The sequence below is a fragment of the Polaromonas sp. YR568 genome, assembly GCF_900116715.1.
Taxonomy (GTDB): domain Bacteria; phylum Pseudomonadota; class Gammaproteobacteria; order Burkholderiales; family Burkholderiaceae_C; genus Polaromonas.
Window position 1 is genome coordinate 85,742 of record NZ_FPBM01000002.1, and the last position, 19,090, is coordinate 104,831.

Annotated in this window: 20 protein-coding genes; 8 read left to right on the forward strand and 12 right to left on the reverse strand. The window is 63.6% G+C overall.

Annotated features, from left to right (window positions below; genetic code table 11):
• Positions 1 to 47: 47 nt before the first annotated feature.
• The 4 genes from BM408_RS04880 (at position 48) to BM408_RS04895 (ending at position 4,846) form a co-directional block, all read left to right on the forward strand.
• Positions 48 to 1,133, forward strand: a complete 1,086-nt coding sequence (locus BM408_RS04880) for an ABC transporter ATP-binding protein (RefSeq protein WP_092127528.1) — start codon at positions 48 to 50, stop codon at positions 1,131 to 1,133.
• Positions 1,130 to 2,029: an ABC transporter permease gene (locus tag BM408_RS04885; protein ID WP_092127530.1), complete on the forward strand. Its 900-nt coding sequence runs from the start codon at positions 1,130 to 1,132 to the stop codon at positions 2,027 to 2,029. Before BM408_RS04880 ends, BM408_RS04885 begins: the two co-directional genes overlap by 4 nt.
• The gene (locus BM408_RS04890) at positions 2,026 to 2,859 is read left to right on the forward strand and encodes an ABC transporter permease (RefSeq protein ID WP_092127532.1); all 834 of its coding nucleotides are present in this window, start codon (positions 2,026 to 2,028) and stop codon (positions 2,857 to 2,859) included. Before BM408_RS04885 ends, BM408_RS04890 begins: the two co-directional genes overlap by 4 nt.
• A 256-nt stretch (positions 2,860 to 3,115) precedes the next feature.
• Positions 3,116 to 4,846: an autotransporter family protein gene (locus BM408_RS04895; protein WP_092127534.1), complete on the forward strand. Its 1,731-nt coding sequence runs from the start codon at positions 3,116 to 3,118 to the stop codon at positions 4,844 to 4,846.
• 61 nt (positions 4,847 to 4,907) lie between these two features.
• Here BM408_RS04895 and BM408_RS04900 read toward each other — a convergent pair whose 3' ends face one another.
• From BM408_RS04900 to mltG, 8 genes are all read right to left on the reverse strand, one after another.
• Positions 4,908 to 5,291, reverse strand: coding sequence for a hypothetical protein (locus BM408_RS04900; RefSeq protein WP_092127536.1), 384 nt, complete (start codon positions 5,289 to 5,291; stop codon positions 4,908 to 4,910).
• Positions 5,288 to 6,235, reverse strand: coding sequence for an aminotransferase class IV (locus BM408_RS04905; protein ID WP_092127538.1), 948 nt, complete (start codon positions 6,233 to 6,235; stop codon positions 5,288 to 5,290). Before BM408_RS04905 ends, BM408_RS04900 begins: the two co-directional genes overlap by 4 nt.
• A 45-nt stretch (positions 6,236 to 6,280) precedes the next feature.
• Complete coding sequence (locus tag BM408_RS04910; RefSeq protein WP_092127540.1) at positions 6,281 to 6,949, reverse strand: ankyrin repeat domain-containing protein; 669 nt, start codon at positions 6,947 to 6,949, stop codon at positions 6,281 to 6,283.
• Entirely contained in the window at positions 6,949 to 7,746 is a 798-nt protein-coding gene (locus BM408_RS04915) for a TatD family hydrolase (RefSeq protein ID WP_092127541.1), read from the reverse strand. The genes BM408_RS04910 and BM408_RS04915 overlap by 1 nt, the downstream gene beginning before the upstream one ends.
• Positions 7,747 to 7,876: 130 nt before the next feature.
• Positions 7,877 to 8,251 carry a PilZ domain-containing protein gene (locus BM408_RS04920; protein ID WP_092127543.1) on the reverse strand — a complete coding sequence of 125 codons (375 nt, stop codon included), beginning with the start codon at positions 8,249 to 8,251 and terminating at the stop codon, positions 7,877 to 7,879.
• A 60-nt stretch (positions 8,252 to 8,311) separates the two neighbouring features.
• Entirely contained in the window at positions 8,312 to 9,406 is a 1,095-nt protein-coding gene (locus tag BM408_RS04925; protein ID WP_092127545.1) for a DNA polymerase III subunit delta', read from the reverse strand.
• Complete coding sequence (tmk, locus tag BM408_RS04930) at positions 9,403 to 10,095, reverse strand: dTMP kinase (protein WP_092127547.1); 693 nt, start codon at positions 10,093 to 10,095, stop codon at positions 9,403 to 9,405. The genes BM408_RS04925 and tmk overlap by 4 nt, the downstream gene beginning before the upstream one ends.
• 2 nt (positions 10,096 to 10,097) lie before the next feature.
• Positions 10,098 to 11,105: an endolytic transglycosylase MltG gene (gene mltG, locus BM408_RS04935; RefSeq protein WP_175541693.1), complete on the reverse strand. Its 1,008-nt coding sequence runs from the start codon at positions 11,103 to 11,105 to the stop codon at positions 10,098 to 10,100.
• Positions 11,106 to 11,190: 85 nt separating this feature from the next.
• Between mltG and BM408_RS04940 the strand changes: the two genes are divergently transcribed.
• Complete coding sequence (locus BM408_RS04940; RefSeq protein WP_092128474.1) at positions 11,191 to 12,150, forward strand: CAF17-like 4Fe-4S cluster assembly/insertion protein YgfZ; 960 nt, start codon at positions 11,191 to 11,193, stop codon at positions 12,148 to 12,150.
• On the forward strand, positions 12,150 to 13,025 hold the full coding sequence (locus BM408_RS04945) for an NRDE family protein (protein WP_092127549.1): 876 nt from the start codon (positions 12,150 to 12,152) through the stop codon (positions 13,023 to 13,025). The genes BM408_RS04940 and BM408_RS04945 overlap by 1 nt, the downstream gene beginning before the upstream one ends.
• Here BM408_RS04945 and BM408_RS04950 read toward each other — a convergent pair.
• From BM408_RS04950 to BM408_RS04960, 3 genes are read right to left on the reverse strand one after another with little or no spacing between them, the layout of a single operon-like run.
• A complete protein-coding gene (locus BM408_RS04950) occupies positions 13,012 to 13,869 on the reverse strand; it encodes a YbgC/FadM family acyl-CoA thioesterase (protein WP_092127551.1) in 858 nt (285 codons plus the stop codon). The two genes, BM408_RS04945 and BM408_RS04950, sit on opposite strands and share 14 nt — an antisense overlap.
• On the reverse strand, positions 13,866 to 14,840 hold the full coding sequence (locus BM408_RS04955) for an alpha/beta hydrolase (RefSeq protein WP_254774711.1): 975 nt from the start codon (positions 14,838 to 14,840) through the stop codon (positions 13,866 to 13,868). The genes BM408_RS04950 and BM408_RS04955 overlap by 4 nt, the downstream gene beginning before the upstream one ends.
• Positions 14,840 to 15,706 (reverse strand): 2-keto-4-pentenoate hydratase, encoded by an 867-nt coding sequence (locus tag BM408_RS04960; protein ID WP_092127554.1) that lies wholly within the window; start codon positions 15,704 to 15,706, stop codon positions 14,840 to 14,842. Before BM408_RS04960 ends, BM408_RS04955 begins: the two co-directional genes overlap by 1 nt.
• 137 nt (positions 15,707 to 15,843) lie before the next feature.
• On the opposite strand from BM408_RS04960, the gene BM408_RS04965 reads away from it, so the two are divergent.
• Positions 15,844 to 16,980: an iron-containing alcohol dehydrogenase gene (locus BM408_RS04965; protein WP_092127556.1), complete on the forward strand. Its 1,137-nt coding sequence runs from the start codon at positions 15,844 to 15,846 to the stop codon at positions 16,978 to 16,980.
• Between the two features lie 7 nt (positions 16,981 to 16,987).
• Here the strand turns inward: BM408_RS04965 and BM408_RS04970 are convergent, their stop codons facing one another.
• On the reverse strand, positions 16,988 to 17,578 hold the full coding sequence (locus tag BM408_RS04970; protein WP_092127559.1) for a DUF2628 domain-containing protein: 591 nt from the start codon (positions 17,576 to 17,578) through the stop codon (positions 16,988 to 16,990).
• 404 nt (positions 17,579 to 17,982) lie between these two features.
• Between BM408_RS04970 and BM408_RS04975 the strand changes: the two genes are divergently transcribed.
• Positions 17,983 to 19,086 carry a porin gene (locus BM408_RS04975; RefSeq protein WP_092127561.1) on the forward strand — a complete coding sequence of 368 codons (1,104 nt, stop codon included), beginning with the start codon at positions 17,983 to 17,985 and terminating at the stop codon, positions 19,084 to 19,086.
• Positions 19,087 to 19,090: the final 4 nt, after the last annotated feature.

Below are 19,090 nucleotides of genomic sequence, written 5' to 3' on the forward strand. Positions count from 1 at the left end.
TTGCGGATCACCAGAACAGGCAAAGACCCAGAAGAAAAGGCGTATCCATGAGCAACAAGTCGTCGCTGCCCATCACCTTGCGGCAAGTGACCAAGCGTTATGGCGCCGCCTATGCCCTGGACCACGTCGACCTGGACATCCGCAGCGGCGAATTTCTCACGCTGCTGGGCCCATCGGGCTCGGGCAAAACGACACTGCTCACGGTGCTGGCCGGCTTCACGCGGCCCGACAGCGGCAGCCTGAAGTTCGGCGAGACCGAAGTGATCTGCATGCCGCCGCAAAAGCGCGACGTCGGCATGGTGTTCCAGAACTACGCCCTCTTCCCGCACATGACGGTGGCGGGCAACGTGGGCTTTCCGCTCAGGCTGCGCGGCGTCAAGCGTGAAGACATCGCGCGGCGTGTAGAGCACGCGCTGGAGATGGTGCGCCTGGGCGGCTACGGCGGGCGCGGTGTTCACCAGCTCTCGGGCGGGCAATGCCAGCGCGTGGCCCTGGCGCGCGCCATGGTGTTCGAGCCGCGCATCATGCTGATGGACGAGCCGCTGTCGGCCCTGGACAAGCAGCTGCGCGAGCACATGCAGATCGAGCTGCGCCAGCTGCACGACAAGCTGGGCATGACCACCGTCTATGTCACGCATGACCAGCGCGAAGCCTTGACGATGTCTGACCGGATTGCCGTGATCAACGGAGGCCGCATTGTCCAGCTCGATACGCCGCGTGCGCTCTATGAGCGCCCGGCCAACCGGTTTGTGGCGGAGTTCATCGGCGAGTCCAGCTTTGTGCCGGTGGCGGTGCGCGAGGGCTCGGTGGTGCTGGGCGGCGCGGCGCTCGCCACATCCGCCCACCCCGGCCAAGACGGGCCGCGTTTGTTGATGCTGCGGCCCGAGCGGCTGAAAATCCTCAGCGCCGGCGCAGTGCCCGGAATGAACATCCTGAATGCCCGCGTGCAGGCCACGGTCTACCAGGGCGACAGCTCGCTGGTGCAGGCTGTCCTCGCCGACGGCAGCGTCGTCAGCGTGCGCGGCGCCTCGGGCAGCAACGCCGGCCATGCCTGCCCGGCGGCCGGCGACAGCGTGACGCTGGGCCTGGCCGTTGACGACACCGTCCTCTTGCCGCAAGACAGCGCAACATGAATACGCCACTAGACACAGCCCCCAACGCCGAAGCGCTGGCGCAAAGTGCGCGCCGCGAGCGCCTGGCGCTGCTGTCGCTGGTGTCGCCGGCTGTGCTGATCGTCACCGTCATCATGGTGCTACCGGTGGGCTGGCTGTTTTACCTGTCGGTGCTGTCTGATTCGGGCAGCTTCAGCCTGGAGCATTACCGCCGCATGTGGGAGCAGCCTTCGTATGCACGCACCTTCTGGGTCACCTTCGAGGTCAGTTTTCTCACCACCGGCATTTGCATACTGCTGGGCTATCCGCTGGCCTATTTCCTGTCGGAGCTGCCCAAACGCACGGCCAACCTCTGCATGATCGCGGTGCTGCTGCCGCTGTGGACTTCGCTGCTGGTGCGCACCTATGCCTGGCTGGTGCTGCTGCAGCGGCGCGGACTGATCAACGACTGGGGCATGGAGCTGGGCCTGTGGAACGAGCCGCTGGAACTCGTGCACAACCTGACGGGCACGCTGATAGGCACGGTGCACGTGATGCTGCCCTTTATCGTGCTGCCGCTCTATGCCTGCATGCGCGGCATCAACCGCGACTACCTCAAGGCCGCGGCCAACCTGGGCGCATCGCCCACGCGCACCTTCTGGCAGGTCTTCTTTCCGCTTTCCATTCCAGGGCTGGCGACGGGCTCGCTGATCGTCTTCATCCTCTGCCTGGGCTTCTACATCACCCCGGCGGTGCTGGGCGGCGGCAAAGTCATCATGGTGTCCAGCCGCATCGCCAATGACATCGAAATCTTCTTCAACTGGGGCGCCGCCAGCGCGCTGGGCGTGGTGCTGCTGGTGCTGACACTGCTGCTCATCCTCGCGGCCTCTCGCCTCGTCAAGCTGGAAGACGCCTTGCGCGACCGGGGGACGTCATGAAGCACTGGCTGCGCCAACCCGTCACTGAAACCCAGATCAGCCGTGGCGGCCGTCTCTGGCTCTACGTCATCGCGGCGCTGGTCATGATCTTCCTGGTCATGCCCACGCTGCTGGTCATTCCCATGAGTTTTTCGGCTTCGCAGTACCTGGAGTTCCCGCCCCGGCAATGGTCGCTGCGCTGGTATGAAAGCTATTTCAGCTCGGCCGCCTGGATGCAGGCCACGGCGACATCGCTGAAGGCGGGCGTGCTGACAGCCCTGGTCGCCACACCGCTGGGCACCATGGCGGCCTACGGCCTGCTGGTCTCGCGCATACGCCATTCGGGGCTGCTCACCATGCTGCTGCTCACGCCCATCGTTGTGCCCGTCATCCTGATCGGCATCGGAGTGTTTTATGTCTACGTGAAGTTGCAGCTCGTCAACACACTGACCGGCCTGGTGCTGGCCCACAGCATGCTGGCCATCCCCGTTGTCATGATGGTGGTCAGCTCGGCCCTCAAGACCTTTGACCTGAACCAGGAAATGGTGGCGCGCAGCCTGGGCGCCTCAAGGTTTGAAGCCTTCAGGATGGTGACCTTTCCGCAGATCCGCTTTTCCATCTTCACCGGCGCGGTGCTGGCCTTCCTCACTTCGTTTGACGAAATCATCGTCTCGCTGTTTGTCTCGGGCGGCGACAACTCCACGCTGACGCGCAATATGTTCAACGCCCTGCGCGACCAGGTAGATCCAACCATTGCGGCCATTTCGACGCTGATCGTGGCCAGCACCTCGCTGATGCTGGCGGTGACGCAGTTCATCGGCAAGCCGGGCCCCACCGAGCGCAAGCCTTGAATCGCGAACATCACAAAGATCGTGGCGTGATCAACAAGCGACAAAATTAGACCTTTTTTCTAACAAAAGAAATGCTCGATTTGTACATGGCGGAATGTTTGCGCGTTTATTCGCTTTGGACTCATTGCTGTCGTCTGTAAGATATTGTTGCGTCGCCGGCGCCTTCGCGGGCGTGTGCGCCGCCATCGCAGCAGATGGAAAACGCAGTCTTTTAAAGAATAACTTCCATTGAGGGCGGCCAGGAGGCCGAGGAGCCATGAAACGACTACACCTGACCACCGCGCTGGCAGCGCTTGGTGCGGCATCTGCCTTCGCGCAGTCCGGCTTTCCGCAGAGCGACATCAACACCGTGCCGCAATGGAACGGCACCAGCAACATCACCGACTGGGGCCCGACCGTCACCGCGACCTACGGCCAGACCTTTAAGGCCACCGCCGCGAGCGGCGCGCTGAACAGCTTCACCTTCTATACCCGGGTGAGCATCGGCGCCCCCGCCCTGCAATACAAGGCCTACGTCTACGAGTGGGACCCCGGCACCCGGCGCATCGTTGGCTCGGCCCTTTTCACCTCGGCGGTGAGCACCATGCATTCGAATGCTGGCCAGACCCCAGTCACCGTCGACACTGGCGGCATCCGCCTGATCGCCGGCAAGCAGTACGTTTTCTTCGTCACCCTCGCCGGTGTCACTGCCACCCCGCAGACGGGCGGGGCCTACGCCTTCGGCGGCGTTCCGGACGCCGTTTATGCAGATGGACAGTTCGTGTTCCAGAACAACAATCTAGATTTCTCTCTGCTGAGCGCGCAAGCGTGGCGCCTGCTAGGGGCGGGCCAGGACCTGGCGATGCTCATGCGCATGGGCCCCACGCTTTCGTACGCGATGACCGTGGCCGGCAACAACCCGGGCACACCGGCCGCCGGCGCACTCGATGTCATGCTGGGCAATTCCAGCGCCGACCCCGGTGATGCTTCCCCCGTGGCCACCGCCTTCAGCAGCCTGCCCACCGTTGACGCGCTGTCGAACGCGGTCAACCAGACCCTGCCACTGTTCACCTCCGGAATGAACAGCATCACGCTGAACACGATGCGCGAAGTCAACCGCGTGATCCAGGCGCGGGTGGACGGCCAGAGCGGCATCTCCGCCGGCGACGCCTTCCAGGGCGACCGCAGCGCCTGGGTGAAGCCCTACGGCTCGTACGCGCAGCAGGACGCGCGCGAAGGCGTGGCCGGCTACACCGCGCGCAGCACCGGCGTTGTCTTCGGCGCCGACCGGCACCTCTCAGGTAGCGACAGCGTCGGCATCGCCGCCGCCTTTGGCCAGGTGCGGGTGAACGGCAGCGGCGGGGTCAACAACAATGCCTCGATCCAGAACTACACTCTGATCGGCTACGGCCGCCATACGGTTTCCGATGGGCTGGACCTCACCTGGCAGGTCGACGGCGGCATGGCCGTCAACAAGGGCCATCGCCTGATCGACTTTGGCGGCCTGAACCGCACCGCCAGCGCGACGTATAACGCCTACACCGCCCACGCCGGCGGCGCCCTCTCGCGCAGCTACAGCCTGAGCGCGGACACCACCTTCGCCCCGGCGCTGCGCGCCGACTACAGCCACATCCGCTCGCGCGGCTATACCGAAGACGGCGCCGGCGTCCTCAACCTCGCCGTGGGCAGCGCCAGCGCGCAGGAAATGGTGATCGGCGCCGAAGGCCGCCTGGCGCACAAGCTGAGCGTGCAAAGCACCCTCACCGCCAACCTGGGCCTGGGCTACGACGCGCTGGCCAAACGCAATGCGGTGACGGCCGCCTATGCCGGCGGCGGCGGCGCCTTCCTGGTCGAAGGCATACGGCCTTCGCCGTGGATCCTGCGTGGCGGCATCGGACTGACCTTCCTGAAGGTGAAGACGGCGCAGATAGCGCTGCGCTATGACGTAGAAGCGCGCCGGGACTTTGTCAACCAGACGGCTTCGGTGAATGTGAGGGTGCCGTTTTAGAAAGCGCTTCAGTGACCACGCCTCTTGCAGGAAGGCTAATCGAGCGCAGGCATTGAGGCCATCATCTGGGCGGCACAACCCAGCGAACGGCCATGCACACCAAACTTGCGAGGCCCTGCACCAGGCTAGCCTGCACGAGCACGTAAAACGTGTCGGCGTTGTAGTGCGTACCTCTGTTCACAAAATCTGCGTCCAGATAAATCGCTATCGCACCAAGCAAGGTGCCTGCAACCATCATCCAGACGACTTCCATCGACGTTTTGAGATAAGCGTCTCTTGTCGATCTGAAGATTGAAAATGCAAGCTGGGTGATGTTCAAGACCACCGTCAAACCCAAGGCTATGTGCAGCGTCAAGGGATATGGATCTTCCCGGTACATCATTAACTGCCAGATGCAGAGCCCCCAGTTCAGCAAAGCCAGGTTGGTAAAAAAAGTGCGGTTCATCCACCCTGCCTACTTGAGCTACGCAGGTCCGCGGGATAGTCAATCGCCGTCTTGTACCGCGGGTCCTGATGCCAATCCCAGTACAAGGCCGTGAGGGATTGGGTCACCGGCCCGGGATTCCCGGAGCCGATGGTCTGGTTATCCACCTTGGTCACAGGCAGCACACCGCCGCCTGAGGTGCTCAAAAAAACTTCGTCAGAGGCACGCAGCGCGTCGGCACTCAAGGCCCCGAGCTGCACAGGAACGCCGCGGGACTGCGCCATCTCGATCACGGTCCGGCGGGTGATGCCTTCCAGCACGCCGCGGTCCGGTGTGGTGATCACGCCGTTTTTGACGCTGAACACGTTAAAACCCGGGCCTTCGACCACATTACCCGCGCCGTCGGTCAGCACCACGGTTTCGGCGCCGGCGTCCAGGGCGCCCAGCAGGCCCATGGTCATGTCGTTCCAGTGGTAGTTTTTGGCGGTCGGGTCGACCGAGCGCGCGGAGATCCGCTCCACATCGCTGATCTGCAGGTGCAGGCCGCGTTTGCGTTGCTCTTCGTTGGCGATCCATACGTAGGGCACGGCAAAGGCATAAAACTGGTTGACGGCCTGGCGCGGGTCGCGTGAACCCCAGGGCGGCTGGCCGCGGGTGCAGATCATCTCGACGTAGGACGACTTCAGCCCTGAAAGGCGAACGCACTGGGTGAGGATGTCGGTGATCTGGCTGGAAGCCAGCCCCGGATTGAGCCGAAAGCGGGCGCAGCTCTTTTGAAAGCGCTCCAGATGCGCGTCGAGCCGGAAGAATGCGCCGTCCCAAACCGTCACCACGTCGTAAGCCGCGTCCGACCTCAGAAAACCCCAGTCGGTGATGGGAATCGCCGCTTCGGCGATCGGCACATAGCGCCCACGGACGAATGCGACGCCTTGGGAGAAATCGGGTGGGTGCTCAGGGCTGTTCATCAAAAGATGATACTGCCCGGCTTTTTCTCGCGGGCCCGGCCGGGCTTACCACTGGCCGGCGGGCCGCTTTTTCTGGACGGCCGAGGTAATGGCCGCAATCGAGTCGGGCCTGCTGGCGCGCTCGGCAAACTGCAGGGCGGTCAGGCCCTGCTGATTTTTGAGTTGCGGGTCGGCGCCCTCTTCCAGCAAGAGTTTGACGGCCGCCGCCGTGCCGTACATGGCCGCCATCATGAGCGGCGTGGTGCCGTTGGGAGACTCGGCATCGATGTAGGCGCTGTTCTCCAGCAGCAGGCTGATGATGGCTACATGCCCGGAGGTGGCCGCGTAATGCAGCGGCGTCCAGCCGGTTTTGTTGATGTCAGCGCCCTTCTTGATCAGCTTCTCAGCCAGGTCCTGCTCACCCGTGAGCGCGGCCAGCATGAGGGCACTTTCGTCCTTGCCGTTGAGCAGGTTGACATTGATTTTGGGCGAGGCGATGAGTACCTCGGCAACCTTGGGCGAAGGTTCGCGCAAGGCGAGGAAGAGGCCCGGCTGGCCCGATGGGTCTATGGTGTTGGGGTCAAATCCGCGCTGCAGCAGGTCCTGGACGGGTCTGGGGGTGTCTTGCTTGATGGCCTTGAAGAAGTCTTCATAAGAACCAGCGTGTGCAACAGAAAATCCAGCAATAACAACAAGGTAAATTGCTTTTTTAAAGTAATGGATGAGGTTTTTCATCAGGCTTTGACTCCACTGAAAAGCTGCTCAAAGTTGCGGCTGGTGGCCTCGGCGATGGTTTCGAGCGGCTGCTGCGTCAGCTCCGCGATCTGTTTGGCCACGAACGGCACATAAGACGGGTTGTTGGTTTTGCCGCGGTAAGGCATGGGCGCCAGGTAGGGGCTGTCGGTCTCAATCAGCATGCGATCCAGCGGCACAAACTGGGCGACTTCGCGCAAGTCCGCCGCATTCTTGAAGGTCAGGATGCCGGAAAACGAGATGTAAAAGCCAAGATCCAGCGCCGCACGGGCCACGGCCAGGGTTTCGGTGAAGCAATGAAAAACGCCGGTGGCGGCGCCGGCCTGCCCCACACTTCCGCCCTCTTCCTTCAGGATGGCGATGGTGTCGTCAGACGCGCTGCGGGTATGGATGACCAGCGGCTTGGCCGTCTGCCGGGCTGCGCGTATGTGCACCCGAAAGCGCTCGCGTTGCCATTCCATGTCGGCCACGGTGCGCTCGCCCAGGCGGTAGTAATCAAGCCCGGTTTCACCGATGCCGACCACTTTGGGCAGGGCAGCCCGCTCCAGCAGGTCGTCCAGGCTGGGTTCGCGCACGTCTTCGTTGTCGGGGTGCACGCCGACGGTGGCCCAGAAGTTGTCATAGCTGGTGGCCAGGCCGTGGACGGTTTCAAACTCTTCCAGGGTGGTGCAGATGCACAGCGCCCGGTCGACCTGGGCGTCCGCCATGGCCTGGCGGATCTGCGGCAGCTGCGCCTGCAGCTCCGGGAAGCTCAAATGGCAATGGGAGTCGGTAAACATGCCGAAGTGGTTCCAGGGGGTATTTCAGGTATGAAAACAGGCTGTAGCCCGCGAATGATGGACGCAAGCAGCTATAAAAAGCATAGCGACCGGCGGATACGCCCTGCGGCCTGCCGGCGCCCGAAAACGCTCAAATCGTCTGGGTCGGGCGGTCAGAAGCCAGGTGCGCGCCGAGGATTTCTTCGATCTTGATCTTCAGGAGCCGGGATTTTTCGTCTGACGGGAAGCGCACGCCGACACCTTGTGTGCGGTTGCCGGCTGCCCTGGGCGGTGTGACCCAGGCCACCTTGCCGGCCACCGGGTAGCGCTGCGTGTCTTCAGGCAGCGTGAGCAAAACGTAAACGTCGTCGCCCAGTTTGTATTCGCGTGCGGTCGGGATGAAAACACCGCCTTCCTTGAACAGCGGAATGTAGGCGGCATAGAGTGCCGCTTTTTCCTTGATGGCCAGCTGGACGACGCTGGGTCGTGCGCCGGCGGCTGCGGGGGCGGGGGGCGTTGTGCTCATGGCCTTAGTTTATCGGTTTGACTGCCGGGATGGTGACAAGGGAGTGGCGCGAAGTGCGCTTTATTTCGCATTCAGCGCCAGCCGCGCGCGGCTGACGAGGGACTCCAGCATCAGGCCGGGGTTATAGGGGTGCTCGACAGTGCGGGCCGTGGTGGCGAGCTCTTTGGCCCAGGCGGCCAGCGCATACAGGCCGCCACCGCCCTTACCCGCTGCGGCGGGCGGCTGCGCCGGCAGGTCTGCGGCACTGAAGAACCGGGGCGCGGCGCCCATGCGTACCGCCATCACGTCATGGCAAAGCTTTTGCAGCGCGTCGACGGCTTCAGACGGAGCCCAGTCCGACAAGGCGCTCACGTCGCCGCGGGCCATGGCTTTGGGCAGCGACTGCCAGTGCTGGGCGGCTTCGCCTGCCGGGGTGTTTTGCGCCCACATCAGGGCATCGGCCGGCCGGCCACCTGCGGCGACCAGCAGGGTTTGCAGGTCGGCAGGCTTGGGCGCGGCGGCGGCTTTTTTGGGGGCGCCGCCTTCCGCGGCGTTGGTGATCTCTTGCTGCAGCCAGCCCAACGCCAGCTCAAAGTCAGGCCAGACCATGGTGTGGCCCAGGCAGCGGCTGCGGATGGTGGGCAATAACTGGTGCGCCGCCTCGGTGGCCAGGATGAACTTCACCGCGCCGGGTGGTTCCTCCAGCGTCTTGAGCAAGGTGTTGGCGGTGACGTTGTTCATGCGCTCGGCCGGAAACACCAGCACCACCTTGGTGTCACCGCGGGAACGGGTGAACTGGGTGAAAGACACGGCTTCGCGCGCGGCGTCGACCTTGATTTCCTTGCTGGGTTTGCGCTTTTTGGCGTCGAGCTCGTCCTGCGTTTTTTCGTCCAGCGGCCAGCCCAGCGCCAGCGACAGGGTTTCGGGCATCAGCATGCACAGGTCGGCATGCGTATGCACATCGACCGCATGGCAGCTGCCGCAATGGCCGCAGGCTCCCTGCGGCGTGGCTTCTTCACACAGCCAGGCGCGGGCCAGTGCCAGCGCCAGCTCAAACTGGCCCAGGCCGGATGGGCCGCTGAGCAGCCAGGCGTGGCCGCGCTGGGCGAGCAGGCTTTCAAGCTGGGTTTGCAGCCACGGCGCCAGGGGCGGGTTGCTGGATTCGGCTTCGCTCATGACAGCCATCCTTTGGCCAGGAACACCTGCCGCACGGCCTGCCAGACTTCGTCGCGGGTTTTGGATGCGTCGATGCGGGCGAAGCGCTCGGGGTGGTTGGTTTGCCGGTCGGCATAACCCTGGGCCACCCGGCGGAAAAACTCCACAGGCTGCGCTTCAAACTTGTCGGGCACGCGCGCGCCGGCCAGGCGCACTGCGGCTTCTTCGGGCGCCAGGTCGAACCAGACCGTCAAGTGCGGCTCGATCACGGTTTCCACTTCCGGCTTCATGGGCGAGTTGCCGGCCGGGTCGCCCAGCAGCCCTTCGTCGGACTGCACCCATTGCTCCAGCGTGGCCAGCAGTTTCAAATCAAACCCCCGTCCCGCGCCCTGATAGGCAAAAGTGGCATCGGTAAACCGGTCGCACAGCACAACCTCACCGCGCAGCAGCGCCGGGGCAATCACGTTCACGATGTGGTCGCGCCGGGCGGCGAAGATCAGCAGCGCCTCGGTCAACGGGTCCATGGGGTCGTTCAGCACCATGGCGCGTAGCTTTTCGGCCAGCGGCGTGCCGCCGGGCTCGCGCGTCAGCGTGACTACCCTGCCCTCGGCCTTGAAGGCATCGGCCAGACCGGCAATGTGCGTGGACTTGCCGGCGCCGTCTATGCCTTCAAAGCTGATGAAGAGGCCGCTGAGAGGTCTGGTGCTCATGATCACTGGCCTCGGATGTACTTGTTCACGGCGCGGTTGTGCTCGTCCAGGCTGCTGCTGAAATGGCTGCTGCCGTCGCCCTTGGCCACAAAGTAGATCGCCTTGGTCGGCGCCGGTTGCACGGCCGCCAGCAAGGCAGCTTTGCCCGGCATGGCGATCGGCGTGGGAGGCAGGCCGGCGCGGGTATAGGTGTTGTAAGGCGTATCGGCCAGCAGGTCGCGCTTGCGCAGGTTGCCGTCAAACTGCGCGCCCATGCCGTAAATCACGGTTGGGTCGGTCTGCAACAGCATGCCCAGACGCAGCCGGTTGGTGAAAACGCCGCCAATCTGCGCGCGGTCTGAAGGCTTGCCGGTTTCTTTTTCAACAATGCTGGCCAGAATCAGCGCTTCGTCGGGCGTCTTGAGCGGCGTGTCGGGGTTGCGCAAAGCCCAGGCGGCGTCCAGGCGTTTGTCCATGGCCCGCGCAGCGCGCTTGAGCACGGCCAGGTCGCTGGAGCCCTTGGCATAGGTATAGGTGTCGGGGAAGAACCGGCCTTCGGGGTGCACGCCGGGCTTGTCCAGCTTTTGCATGATGGCTTCAGGCGCCAGCCCTGCGGTGTCGGGCGACAGTTGCTCGGCCTTTTGCAGCGCGGCGCGCACCTGGTTGAAGGTCCATCCCTCCACCAGCGTCACGCTTTTGAGGGCCTGGTCACCCCGCACCAGCATGCTGAGCAGTTTTTGCGGATTGGTGCCGGGCGCCAGTTCGTAGCTGCCGGCCTTGATCAGCCGGCCCTGGCCCGACAAGCGGAACCAGGCATGCAGAAAGATCGCGGGTACATCCGCGCCGCTGGCCACAATGACTTCAGCCACACCGCTGGCAGGGGTACCGGGTTCGATTTCGAGGTCCACCACCTGGCTGCCGGGCGCCAGCCGCAGGGGAATCGGCTCGTTCAGCCACCACAGGGCCGCACCAAAAGACAGCAGGGCGCCAAGAAATATCAGTATCAACAGGCTTGTAAAGACACGACGCACAACCCAGCTACCTTTTCAGTACAGAACGCAAAAGTTCAGGCCTATGATAATTCAGCCCATCTCCTCACCCACTGCGAACGACCTCATGACCTTGTCTCCAGTTGCTTCAAGCGCCTCCACGATTTCCGGCATCACTGAACTGACGCACCTGGGTGTGATCCGGGCGGCCGGTGACGACGCCGTCACGTTTTTGCAGGGGCAGCTGACGCAGGACGTGGCCCTGATGGGCGCCGGTGAGGCCCGGCTGGCCGCTTTTTGCAATGCCAAGGGCCGCATGCAGGCCAGTTTTATCGTCTTCAAACGCCAGAGTGATGCCGGCGAGGAAATCCTGCTGGTCTGCAACCGCGACATCCTGCCCGCCACGCTCAAGCGCCTGTCGATGTTTGTGCTGCGCGCCAAGGCCAAATTGAGCGACGCCAGCGCGGAATTCGCCCTGTACGGCCTGGCGGGGCCCGCTATTGATTCAATAGCTGGTCACGTCCGTCCTGTCTGGTCAAAAGCAGATATTGGCGCTGCAAACTTGGTGTTTTTGCATCCGGGTGCCGGCCAGCCGCTCGCGCTGTGGTGCGCGCCTGCCGCCACGCCCGCTCCTGAAGGCTCGCGCATCACCCTGGCCCAATGGCAATGGCTGGGCGTGCAGTCCGGCATCGCGATGATCACCCAGCCCATCTTTGAGGCCTTTGTGCCGCAGATGCTGAACTACGAATCGGTGGGCGGCGTGAACTTCAAGAAAGGCTGCTACCCCGGCCAGGAGATCGTGGCGCGCAGCCAGTTCCGCGGCACCCTCAAACGCCGTGCCTACGTTGCCCACACCGCCGGAACGCCGGCCGTTGGGCAGGAAGTGTTTCACGCCTCCGACGCCGGGCAGCCTTGCGGCCTGGTCGCCGCGGCGGCGCCCAATCCGGCGGGTGGGTTTGATGCGATCGTGTCCATGCAGACTTCGGCTGCGGCCGATGCCGAGGGCGGCCGGTTGACATTGGGAAGTGCCTCGGGTGAGGCCCTGGCTCTGCTCCCCCTGCCCTACGCCTTGCTAGAAGACATCTAATGTGCCTGGTCGCATTCGCCATCGGCGCTTCTGGGCGCTGGCCGCTGGTGATCGCCGCCAATCGCGATGAGTTTCTGGCGCGCCCGACGCTGCCCTTAGCCCGCTGGCAAACCGCCTCGGGGCAAGACATCATTTCGGGCCGCGACCTGCGCGCCGGCGGCACCTGGATGGGCATCACACCCGGCGGCCGTATCGCCTTTCTCACCAACGTGCGGCAAGCCAGCCCGGAGGCCGCACCGCGTTCACGCGGAGAGCTGGTCACGCGTTGGCTGGAGGGCGCTGGCGACGCGGCAAGTTTTGTCGCTGAGCTTGAAAACGCTGACGGCGGCGGCGCAGCTTATGGCGGTTTTAATTTGGTGCTGGGTGATTTGCAGCGCAATGCCTGGAGCTGGGTGACCAACAAACATGCGGCTGCGCCCGCGCTGTACGCCCAGGCTTTGCCACCCGGCCTGTACGGCCTGTCCAATGCCGGGCTCGACACGCCCTGGCCTAAAACGCTGGAACTGAAACGCGTGCTGGCCTCAGCCTTGAAGGATGGCGAAGGCACCGGTGGTCGCGAAGCCTTGCAGGCGTCGCTCTGGGCCGCGCTGGGCAATCGCCAGCGCGCCCTGCCCCAGGATCTTCCCCATACCGGGGTAGCGCCTGAACTGGAAGAGGCTTTGTCGAGCGCCTTTGTGGATTTCCCGGTGCATGCCTACGGCACGCGCTGCAGCACCTTGCTGATGGCCACGCCTTTAAAAGGCGATAAAGGTCAATGGGACATTCAGCTGGAAGAGCACACGCATGTGCGCGGCGGGTTAACGCAAGGTGCGCCTCAGGGCGACGCCAACGCTCCGGACGTTCGCCACGAACAGCTTTCCGTCAAGGTGTCTTGACCATCTCGATGTGCGGGATGCCGACTTCTTCAAACGGCTCCCCGCGCGGCACAAAACCCAGGCGCTGGTAAAAGCCCTCGGCGCTGCGCTGCGCATACAACATGACTTCGCGGTCGCCCCGCTGCCGGGCCACGCCCATCAAGGTGTGCAAAATCTCTCCGCCGACACGTGAACCCCGCAATACCTGGTGCACCGCCATGCGGCCAATCTTGCCTACGCCTTCTGCCTGCGTGACGAGCCGCCCCGTGGCAATGCCCTGCCCAAGCCTGTTGTAGGCCACGGCGTGCACGGCCGTGTTGTCGGCCTCATCCCATTCCATCTCCATCGGAATGCCCTGCTCTTCAACAAACACGGCGGTGCGCACCTTGCCCGCGTCAGCGCCCAGCGCTGCCCAGTTGCCGGTTTTGATCTGCAGCATGGCCTCGCCGGCCTCAAAGGCCGTCAGCATCTGGCGCAAGGCGTCGGGCACCGGTTTGGAGGTCTGCGAGGAAGGGTCGGCAAACACATAAATCAGCTCGCAGCTGATGAGCAGTTCATCGCCCCGGAATATCGCGCCGGTAAACGTCATGGACGAATTGCCGATGCGGGCGCACTTGAGCGCCACGTCCAGCCTGTCGTCAAACCTGGCCGAGCTGTGGTATTCGACGCTGGCCTTTTTTACGTACAGGTCGCCGCCCAGGTGCACCATGGTTTCCTCATATGGCAGCGCCAGCGCGCGCCAGTAGTCGGTGATGGCGGTGTCGAAGTACATCAGGTAATGCGCGTTGAACACGATTTTCTGCATGTCCACTTCAACCCAGCGAACCCGCAGGCGGTGGAAGAACCGGAAGTCTTGTCGTTTCATGATTCAGCGGTGGAGAGGGTGAGATTAAAAGCCTGGCGCATAGCCCGCGCCGCATCGGCATGGGCCTGCCGCGCTTCGGGGATGATGCGCCCCATCTTGATGAATTCGTGCGTCACGCCCCGGTAGATTTCCAGATCCACCGGCACGCCCGCCGTGCGCAGCTTGTCGGCATACATCACGCCTTCGTCCACCAGCGGGTCGCATTCGGCCAAACCCAGCCAGGCCGGCGCCACGCCATCTACATCAGGCGCATTGAGCGGCGCGAAGCGCCAGTCGTCCCGATCGGCCGGGCTGCGCACGTAGCCGTTGAAGAACCAGGTAATGTCGGCTTCTTCCAGCACAAAGCCTTTGGCAAAGGTCTGGTGCGAAGTGGTGTCCTGGTGGGCGGCGCAGCCGGGATAAAACAGCAACTGCAGCGCCAGCGGCAAACCGGCATCGCGCGCCAGGATGGCGCACATGGCCGCCAGTGTGCCACCCGCGCTGTCGCCACCTACGGCCAGGCGCGTGGCGTCCAGGCCCAGGCCGGCTGTGTGGGAGGCCAGCCATTGCAGGGCGTCCCACGCATCGTTGGCCGCCACGGGGAATTTGTGTTCGGGCGCCAGCCGGTAATCCACTGACACCACGGCGCAGCCCGACAAGTGGCTGAGCTGGCGGCACAACACATCGTGCGTGGCGACACTGCCAACGGTGAACCCGCCGCCGTGAAAGTACATCAGCACCGGCAGGCTTTCCTTTGAAGGCGCGTACAGGCGGGCGGGCAAGGCATGGCCGTCGCGGGCCGGAATGCTCAGATCCTCTACCCGCAGCAACGCGGGTTTCGGAATCTCCAGCACGCCGGCACCGGCTTCGTAGGCGGCCTTGGCCTCAGCCGGTGTGATCGTATGAAACGGCGGGCGATTGGCCCGTGCCATGCGGCTGAGCACATCCCGCATCACAGGCGTCAGCAGCGCTTCAGCAGAACGAACCGCCATTACTTGAATGACACCGACACGGGCTGCGCGCCGGGCAGGCCCTGGTAGGTGACGGTGGCCGTCAGGCCAGCCTTGGGCGGCAGCAGCGGCGAGAACGAGCCCAGGCTGATCAGGTCGCCCGGCTTCATGGCCAGGCCTTCTTTGGCGAGCGCGCCGGCCAGCCAGACCACGGCATTGAGCGGGTGCTCCAGGATGTCGCTGCCCTTGCCTTTGCCCAGCTCTGCGCCATTGCCGTCGGCCAGCACCACCGTCATGCTGCTCAATGCGCCCAGCATGGCATAGCGCTCTGCCCGCGTCACCGGCACGGCCAGCGGCGTGCCCGCCACGCCCAGCCGCGCGCCCACATTGATGGCGCTGACCGCCGGGCCGTTGAGCCTGGGCGGCGCCTGCACCACGAGGTCAGGCAACTCGATAAAAGGAATCACCTGATCGACGGCTTCGAGCACATCCATCGGTGTTTTGGCCTGGTTGATGGCCGCGCTTTTTACACGCACCAGCATGTCGGCCTCAAACAGCGGACGCGCGCCAAAGGCTGCGTCGACTGTCGAGCCACTGGGCAGCACCATGCCTTCATAGAGCTTGCCCCACACCGGCTGGTCATAGTTGAAGCGTTTTTGCACCGCCGGGTTCGTCAGGCCGGCCTTGTAGCCGACCACCTTGCCGTGGCGTTTTTCAAGCAGCGCGTTGAGCTTGGCGCGGGTGCAGGCGCCGTCGGCTTCGTTCAGGCCTTCGGGGTTGGCGGCCGGCGCTTTGGCTGCAATCTTTTCGGCCATGTCGTTGACCTGCGCGTCGGTGAGGCATTCAGCGCCGGCATGGAATCCGGCTATCGCCAAAGTGACTGCGATCAGGGTTTGCTTGCGATGCATGGGATGTCTCCTGCGATTAAAGTAAAGAGGAACGGAACGCCAGCCAAGCCATCAAGCCACCTGCCCAGCCCATCCGGTTGCGGTCCACTTGAATGCGTTTTGAGTTCCGCATCGTACAACGCAGAAAGACACCCCGCATGGCCTTCATTTACTACGTCACCCAGATCCAGTTCGAGTTTGGCGCCGTCAAGCTGCTCAAGCAGGAATGCGAGCGCGTGGGCATCACCCGCCCGCTCATCGTGACCGACCCCGGCGTGAAAGCCGCGGGCATTTTGCAAAAAGCGCTGGACGCACTGCCCGGCATGAAGGTCACCGTGTTTGACCAGACGCCCTCCAACCCCACTGAAGCTGCCGTGCGCGCGGCCGCAGAGCTCTACAAAGCCAGCGGCTGCGACGGCCTGATCGCTGTGGGTGGCGGCTCGGCCATTGACTGCGCCAAGGGCGTGGCGATTGCGGCCACGCATGAAGGGCCACTCACCCGCTACGCCACCATCGAGGGCGGCTCTCCTCTCATTACCGACAAGGCCGCATCGCTGATCGCCGTGCCCACCACCAGCGGTACCGGCAGCGAAGTAGCGCGCGGCGCCATCATCATCGTGGACGACCACCGCAAGCTGGGTTTTCATTCCTGGCACCTGGTGCCCAAAACCGCCATCTGCGACCCCGAACTCACGCTGGGCCTGCCCGCCAAACTGACGGCCGCCACCGGCATGGACGCGATTGCGCACTGCATGGAAACTTTTATGTCGGCCGCCTTCAACCCGCCCGCCGACGGCATCGCGCTGGACGGTCTGGAGCGCGGCTGGGCCCACATCGAGCGTGCCACCCGTGACGGCAGCGACCGCGACGCGCGCTTTAACTTGATGAGTGCCTCCATGCAGGGCGCCATGGCTTTCCAGAAAGGCCTGGGCTGCGTGCACAGCCTGAGCCACAGCCTGGGCGGCGTGGACCCGCGCCTGCACCACGGCACGCTGAACGCGATGTTTCTACCGGCGGTCGTGCGCTTTAATGCCCAAGCCGAATCAGTGCAGAAAGACAAGCGCCTGAACCGCATGGCCCGCGCCATGGGCCTGACTTCAGGCGGTGATATTCCCGAAGCGATACGCGACATGAATGCCCGGCTGGGCCTGCCTGGTGGCCTGGGTGAGATGGGCGTTCAGCGCGGGCAGTTCGGCCAGATCATCACCGGCGCGCTGGCCGATCATTGCCACAAGACGAATCCGCGAATTGCGACGGCGCAGGAATACGAAGAAATGCTGGGTGCGTCGCTGTAGAGGTGGCTTATTTGCCCGTCAGCAAACCCATCACGATAGCCTCTACAAACACCACCGCGATAAAGCCGAAGGGCGCCAGCCAGCTGGTGCCACCCTGCCGCTCAAGTTCAGATCTGGCAAGCGCAGGCGGGTACTGATTGCTAATGTCCTTGACCTTCTGGTTGACGTGAAGCCGGTACCAGTAATTGCCCTGCGTGCCGACCACCACGGCGGTTCCCAGGTTGATGGCGTTGGATATTCTCGATGAGAGGGCGAACAAGCCTTCCAGCAGAAACTCCACCGCAAAAATGCCGGCAAAGATCCAGCACAGCCAATACATCTTGCGGTGGGCAATCCACATAAAGCCGAGGAAAAAGGCTGCCCAGTTCCAGGAGGCGGCGCCGGTATTGGGGCCGACTTTGTCCCACTTGGCCCTGTAGTAAGCGTAGTTCTTGCCGACAACAATTTCGGCCGGATCCTCCTCCTGTTCCTGCTCCTGCCCTGTCAGCACGGAAGGCTGCGTCTCGGCAAATGCTGAGCCCGTGAGCGCGGTGCCGCAGGCGCTGCAAAACAAGGCGCCTGGCGCAGCCTGCGCGCTGCATTTGGGGCACGAAGCCATGGATTCCTCCCGGATTATTTTTGGACTCCGCAATTTAACAGGTGGGCGGCGAAGGCCTGAAGATATCGCGAAGGTATTTCAAAGGCCCCGCAATTTCGCCACATCCGCCCGCGCCCACGCACGACCGGAGAAACAGTGCTGCGCCACCTTCGCGCGTGCTGGTACATGCCCTTCCCCGCCCGACCAGTCCCGGGAGTGCTTTGCGCCCAATATAGTTACTTCTAATAACCATAAATGATCAACTTGGCAAGAGTCTATTTACTTATTATTTATAACCAAAATCTCATTACGCTTGGCCCGTGGTTAACGATTTCCACGCAACCGGCTGCGGCGGGTTGCGGGCTGGCTCCAGCGGGGGTGCCAGGTCGGTAAGCACGCCAGATCAACAACATCCAGGAGACATCATGAAAACCCAATTGTTTGCACTCTCTGTGCTGTCGGCCGCCAGTTGCGCGGTCCAGGCCCAGAGCTCCGTCACGGTCTATGGCGTGCTCGACTCCTTCCTCGAGCTGGCGTCGGCGGGCAACGGCACGGTGACGCGTATCTCCAGCGGCGGCGCCATGGGCTCGCGCTTCGGTTTTCGCGGCTCGGAAGACCTGGGTGGCGGCCTGAAGGCGAACTTCGTGCTGGAAGCCGGTGTTTTGCTGGACACAGGCGCCAGCACGGGCACCGCCTTCAGCCCGACCAGCACCGTCCCGACGGGCGGCAGCTACATGTTTCAGCGCATGGCGTTCGTCGGCCTCAGCGGAGATTTCGGCGCCATCAACCTGGGCCGCCAGTACACGCCACACTTCGGCACCATGGCAGCGTTTGACCCGACCGGCTTCACCATGTCGGGAGCCCTGAACTACTACGCCAGTCCGGGTGTGGGCATCAACGGGGCCTCGCCCGCAGACGCCACCACGCGCCGCGACAACTCCATCCAGTACACCACCCCGACCTGGAGCGGCTTCAAGGCCAACGTGTTTTACGCATTCGGTGAATCGACCGGCGTCGGTCAGCCGAAATCCACCGGCAACACGCTCAACGTTGCGGCCGGGTACACCAGCAACACGCTGGCCGCGCAACTGAGCTACCTCACGGAAAAAACCGTTTACCTGCTCGACAACACAGACAAATACACCACCTTCGCGATTTCCTACGATTTCGGGGTCATCAAGCCTTCGGCCATCTTCGTGCGCCGCCGCGGCGACGTCGCGGCAGCGCCGGCCCTGGATGCCTACCAGATCGGCGCCTCGGCGCCCGTGGGTGTAGGCAAGCTGATCGCCACCTACGGCCAGCTTAAAAACAAGACCACGGCGAATTCGGACTCCAAGGCGATCGGCGTGCGCTACGACTACCCGCTGTCCAAGCGGACCACGCTCTATGGCGGCGCGACCAGGATCAGCAATCAGGCCGGCGCCGGCTACACCATCAGCGGCGGCGGCGGCAGCTCGCCAGGCCTGGCGCTTTCAGCCGTCGGCCAGAGCCCGAAGTCGGTGTACGCGGGTATCGCACACGTGTTCTAGGCGA

What these genes read in the sequence shown, in the direction of transcription:
- tmk (WP_092127547.1), bottom strand. Translation starts at nt 10,095, where the DNA reads ATGAGCACCAGACCTCTCAGCGGCCTCTTCATCAGCTTTGAAGGCATA.
- BM408_RS04895 (WP_092127534.1), top strand. Translation starts at nt 3,116, where the DNA reads ATGAAACGACTACACCTGACCACCGCGCTGGCAGCGCTTGGTGCGGCA.
- BM408_RS04970 (WP_092127559.1), bottom strand. Translation starts at nt 17,578, where the DNA reads ATGGCTTCGTGCCCCAAATGCAGCGCGCAGGCTGCGCCAGGCGCCTTG.
- BM408_RS04950 (WP_092127551.1), bottom strand. Translation starts at nt 13,869, where the DNA reads ATGAAACGACAAGACTTCCGGTTCTTCCACCGCCTGCGGGTTCGCTGG.
- BM408_RS04910 (WP_092127540.1), bottom strand. Translation starts at nt 6,949, where the DNA reads ATGAAAAACCTCATCCATTACTTTAAAAAAGCAATTTACCTTGTTGTT.
- BM408_RS04920 (WP_092127543.1), bottom strand. Translation starts at nt 8,251, where the DNA reads ATGAGCACAACGCCCCCCGCCCCCGCAGCCGCCGGCGCACGACCCAGC.
- BM408_RS04955 (WP_254774711.1), bottom strand. Translation starts at nt 14,840, where the DNA reads ATGGCGGTTCGTTCTGCTGAAGCGCTGCTGACGCCTGTGATGCGGGAT.
- BM408_RS04885 (WP_092127530.1), top strand. Translation starts at nt 1,130, where the DNA reads ATGAATACGCCACTAGACACAGCCCCCAACGCCGAAGCGCTGGCGCAA.
- BM408_RS04880 (WP_092127528.1), top strand. Translation starts at nt 48, where the DNA reads ATGAGCAACAAGTCGTCGCTGCCCATCACCTTGCGGCAAGTGACCAAG.
- BM408_RS04915 (WP_092127541.1), bottom strand. Translation starts at nt 7,746, where the DNA reads ATGTTTACCGACTCCCATTGCCATTTGAGCTTCCCGGAGCTGCAGGCG.
- BM408_RS04940 (WP_092128474.1), top strand. Translation starts at nt 11,191, where the DNA reads ATGACCTTGTCTCCAGTTGCTTCAAGCGCCTCCACGATTTCCGGCATC.
- BM408_RS04960 (WP_092127554.1), bottom strand. Translation starts at nt 15,706, where the DNA reads ATGCATCGCAAGCAAACCCTGATCGCAGTCACTTTGGCGATAGCCGGA.
- BM408_RS04965 (WP_092127556.1), top strand. Translation starts at nt 15,844, where the DNA reads ATGGCCTTCATTTACTACGTCACCCAGATCCAGTTCGAGTTTGGCGCC.
- BM408_RS04975 (WP_092127561.1), top strand. Translation starts at nt 17,983, where the DNA reads ATGAAAACCCAATTGTTTGCACTCTCTGTGCTGTCGGCCGCCAGTTGC.
- BM408_RS04890 (WP_092127532.1), top strand. Translation starts at nt 2,026, where the DNA reads ATGAAGCACTGGCTGCGCCAACCCGTCACTGAAACCCAGATCAGCCGT.
- BM408_RS04945 (WP_092127549.1), top strand. Translation starts at nt 12,150, where the DNA reads ATGTGCCTGGTCGCATTCGCCATCGGCGCTTCTGGGCGCTGGCCGCTG.
- BM408_RS04900 (WP_092127536.1), bottom strand. Translation starts at nt 5,291, where the DNA reads ATGAACCGCACTTTTTTTACCAACCTGGCTTTGCTGAACTGGGGGCTC.
- BM408_RS04905 (WP_092127538.1), bottom strand. Translation starts at nt 6,235, where the DNA reads ATGAACAGCCCTGAGCACCCACCCGATTTCTCCCAAGGCGTCGCATTC.
- BM408_RS04925 (WP_092127545.1), bottom strand. Translation starts at nt 9,406, where the DNA reads ATGAGCGAAGCCGAATCCAGCAACCCGCCCCTGGCGCCGTGGCTGCAA.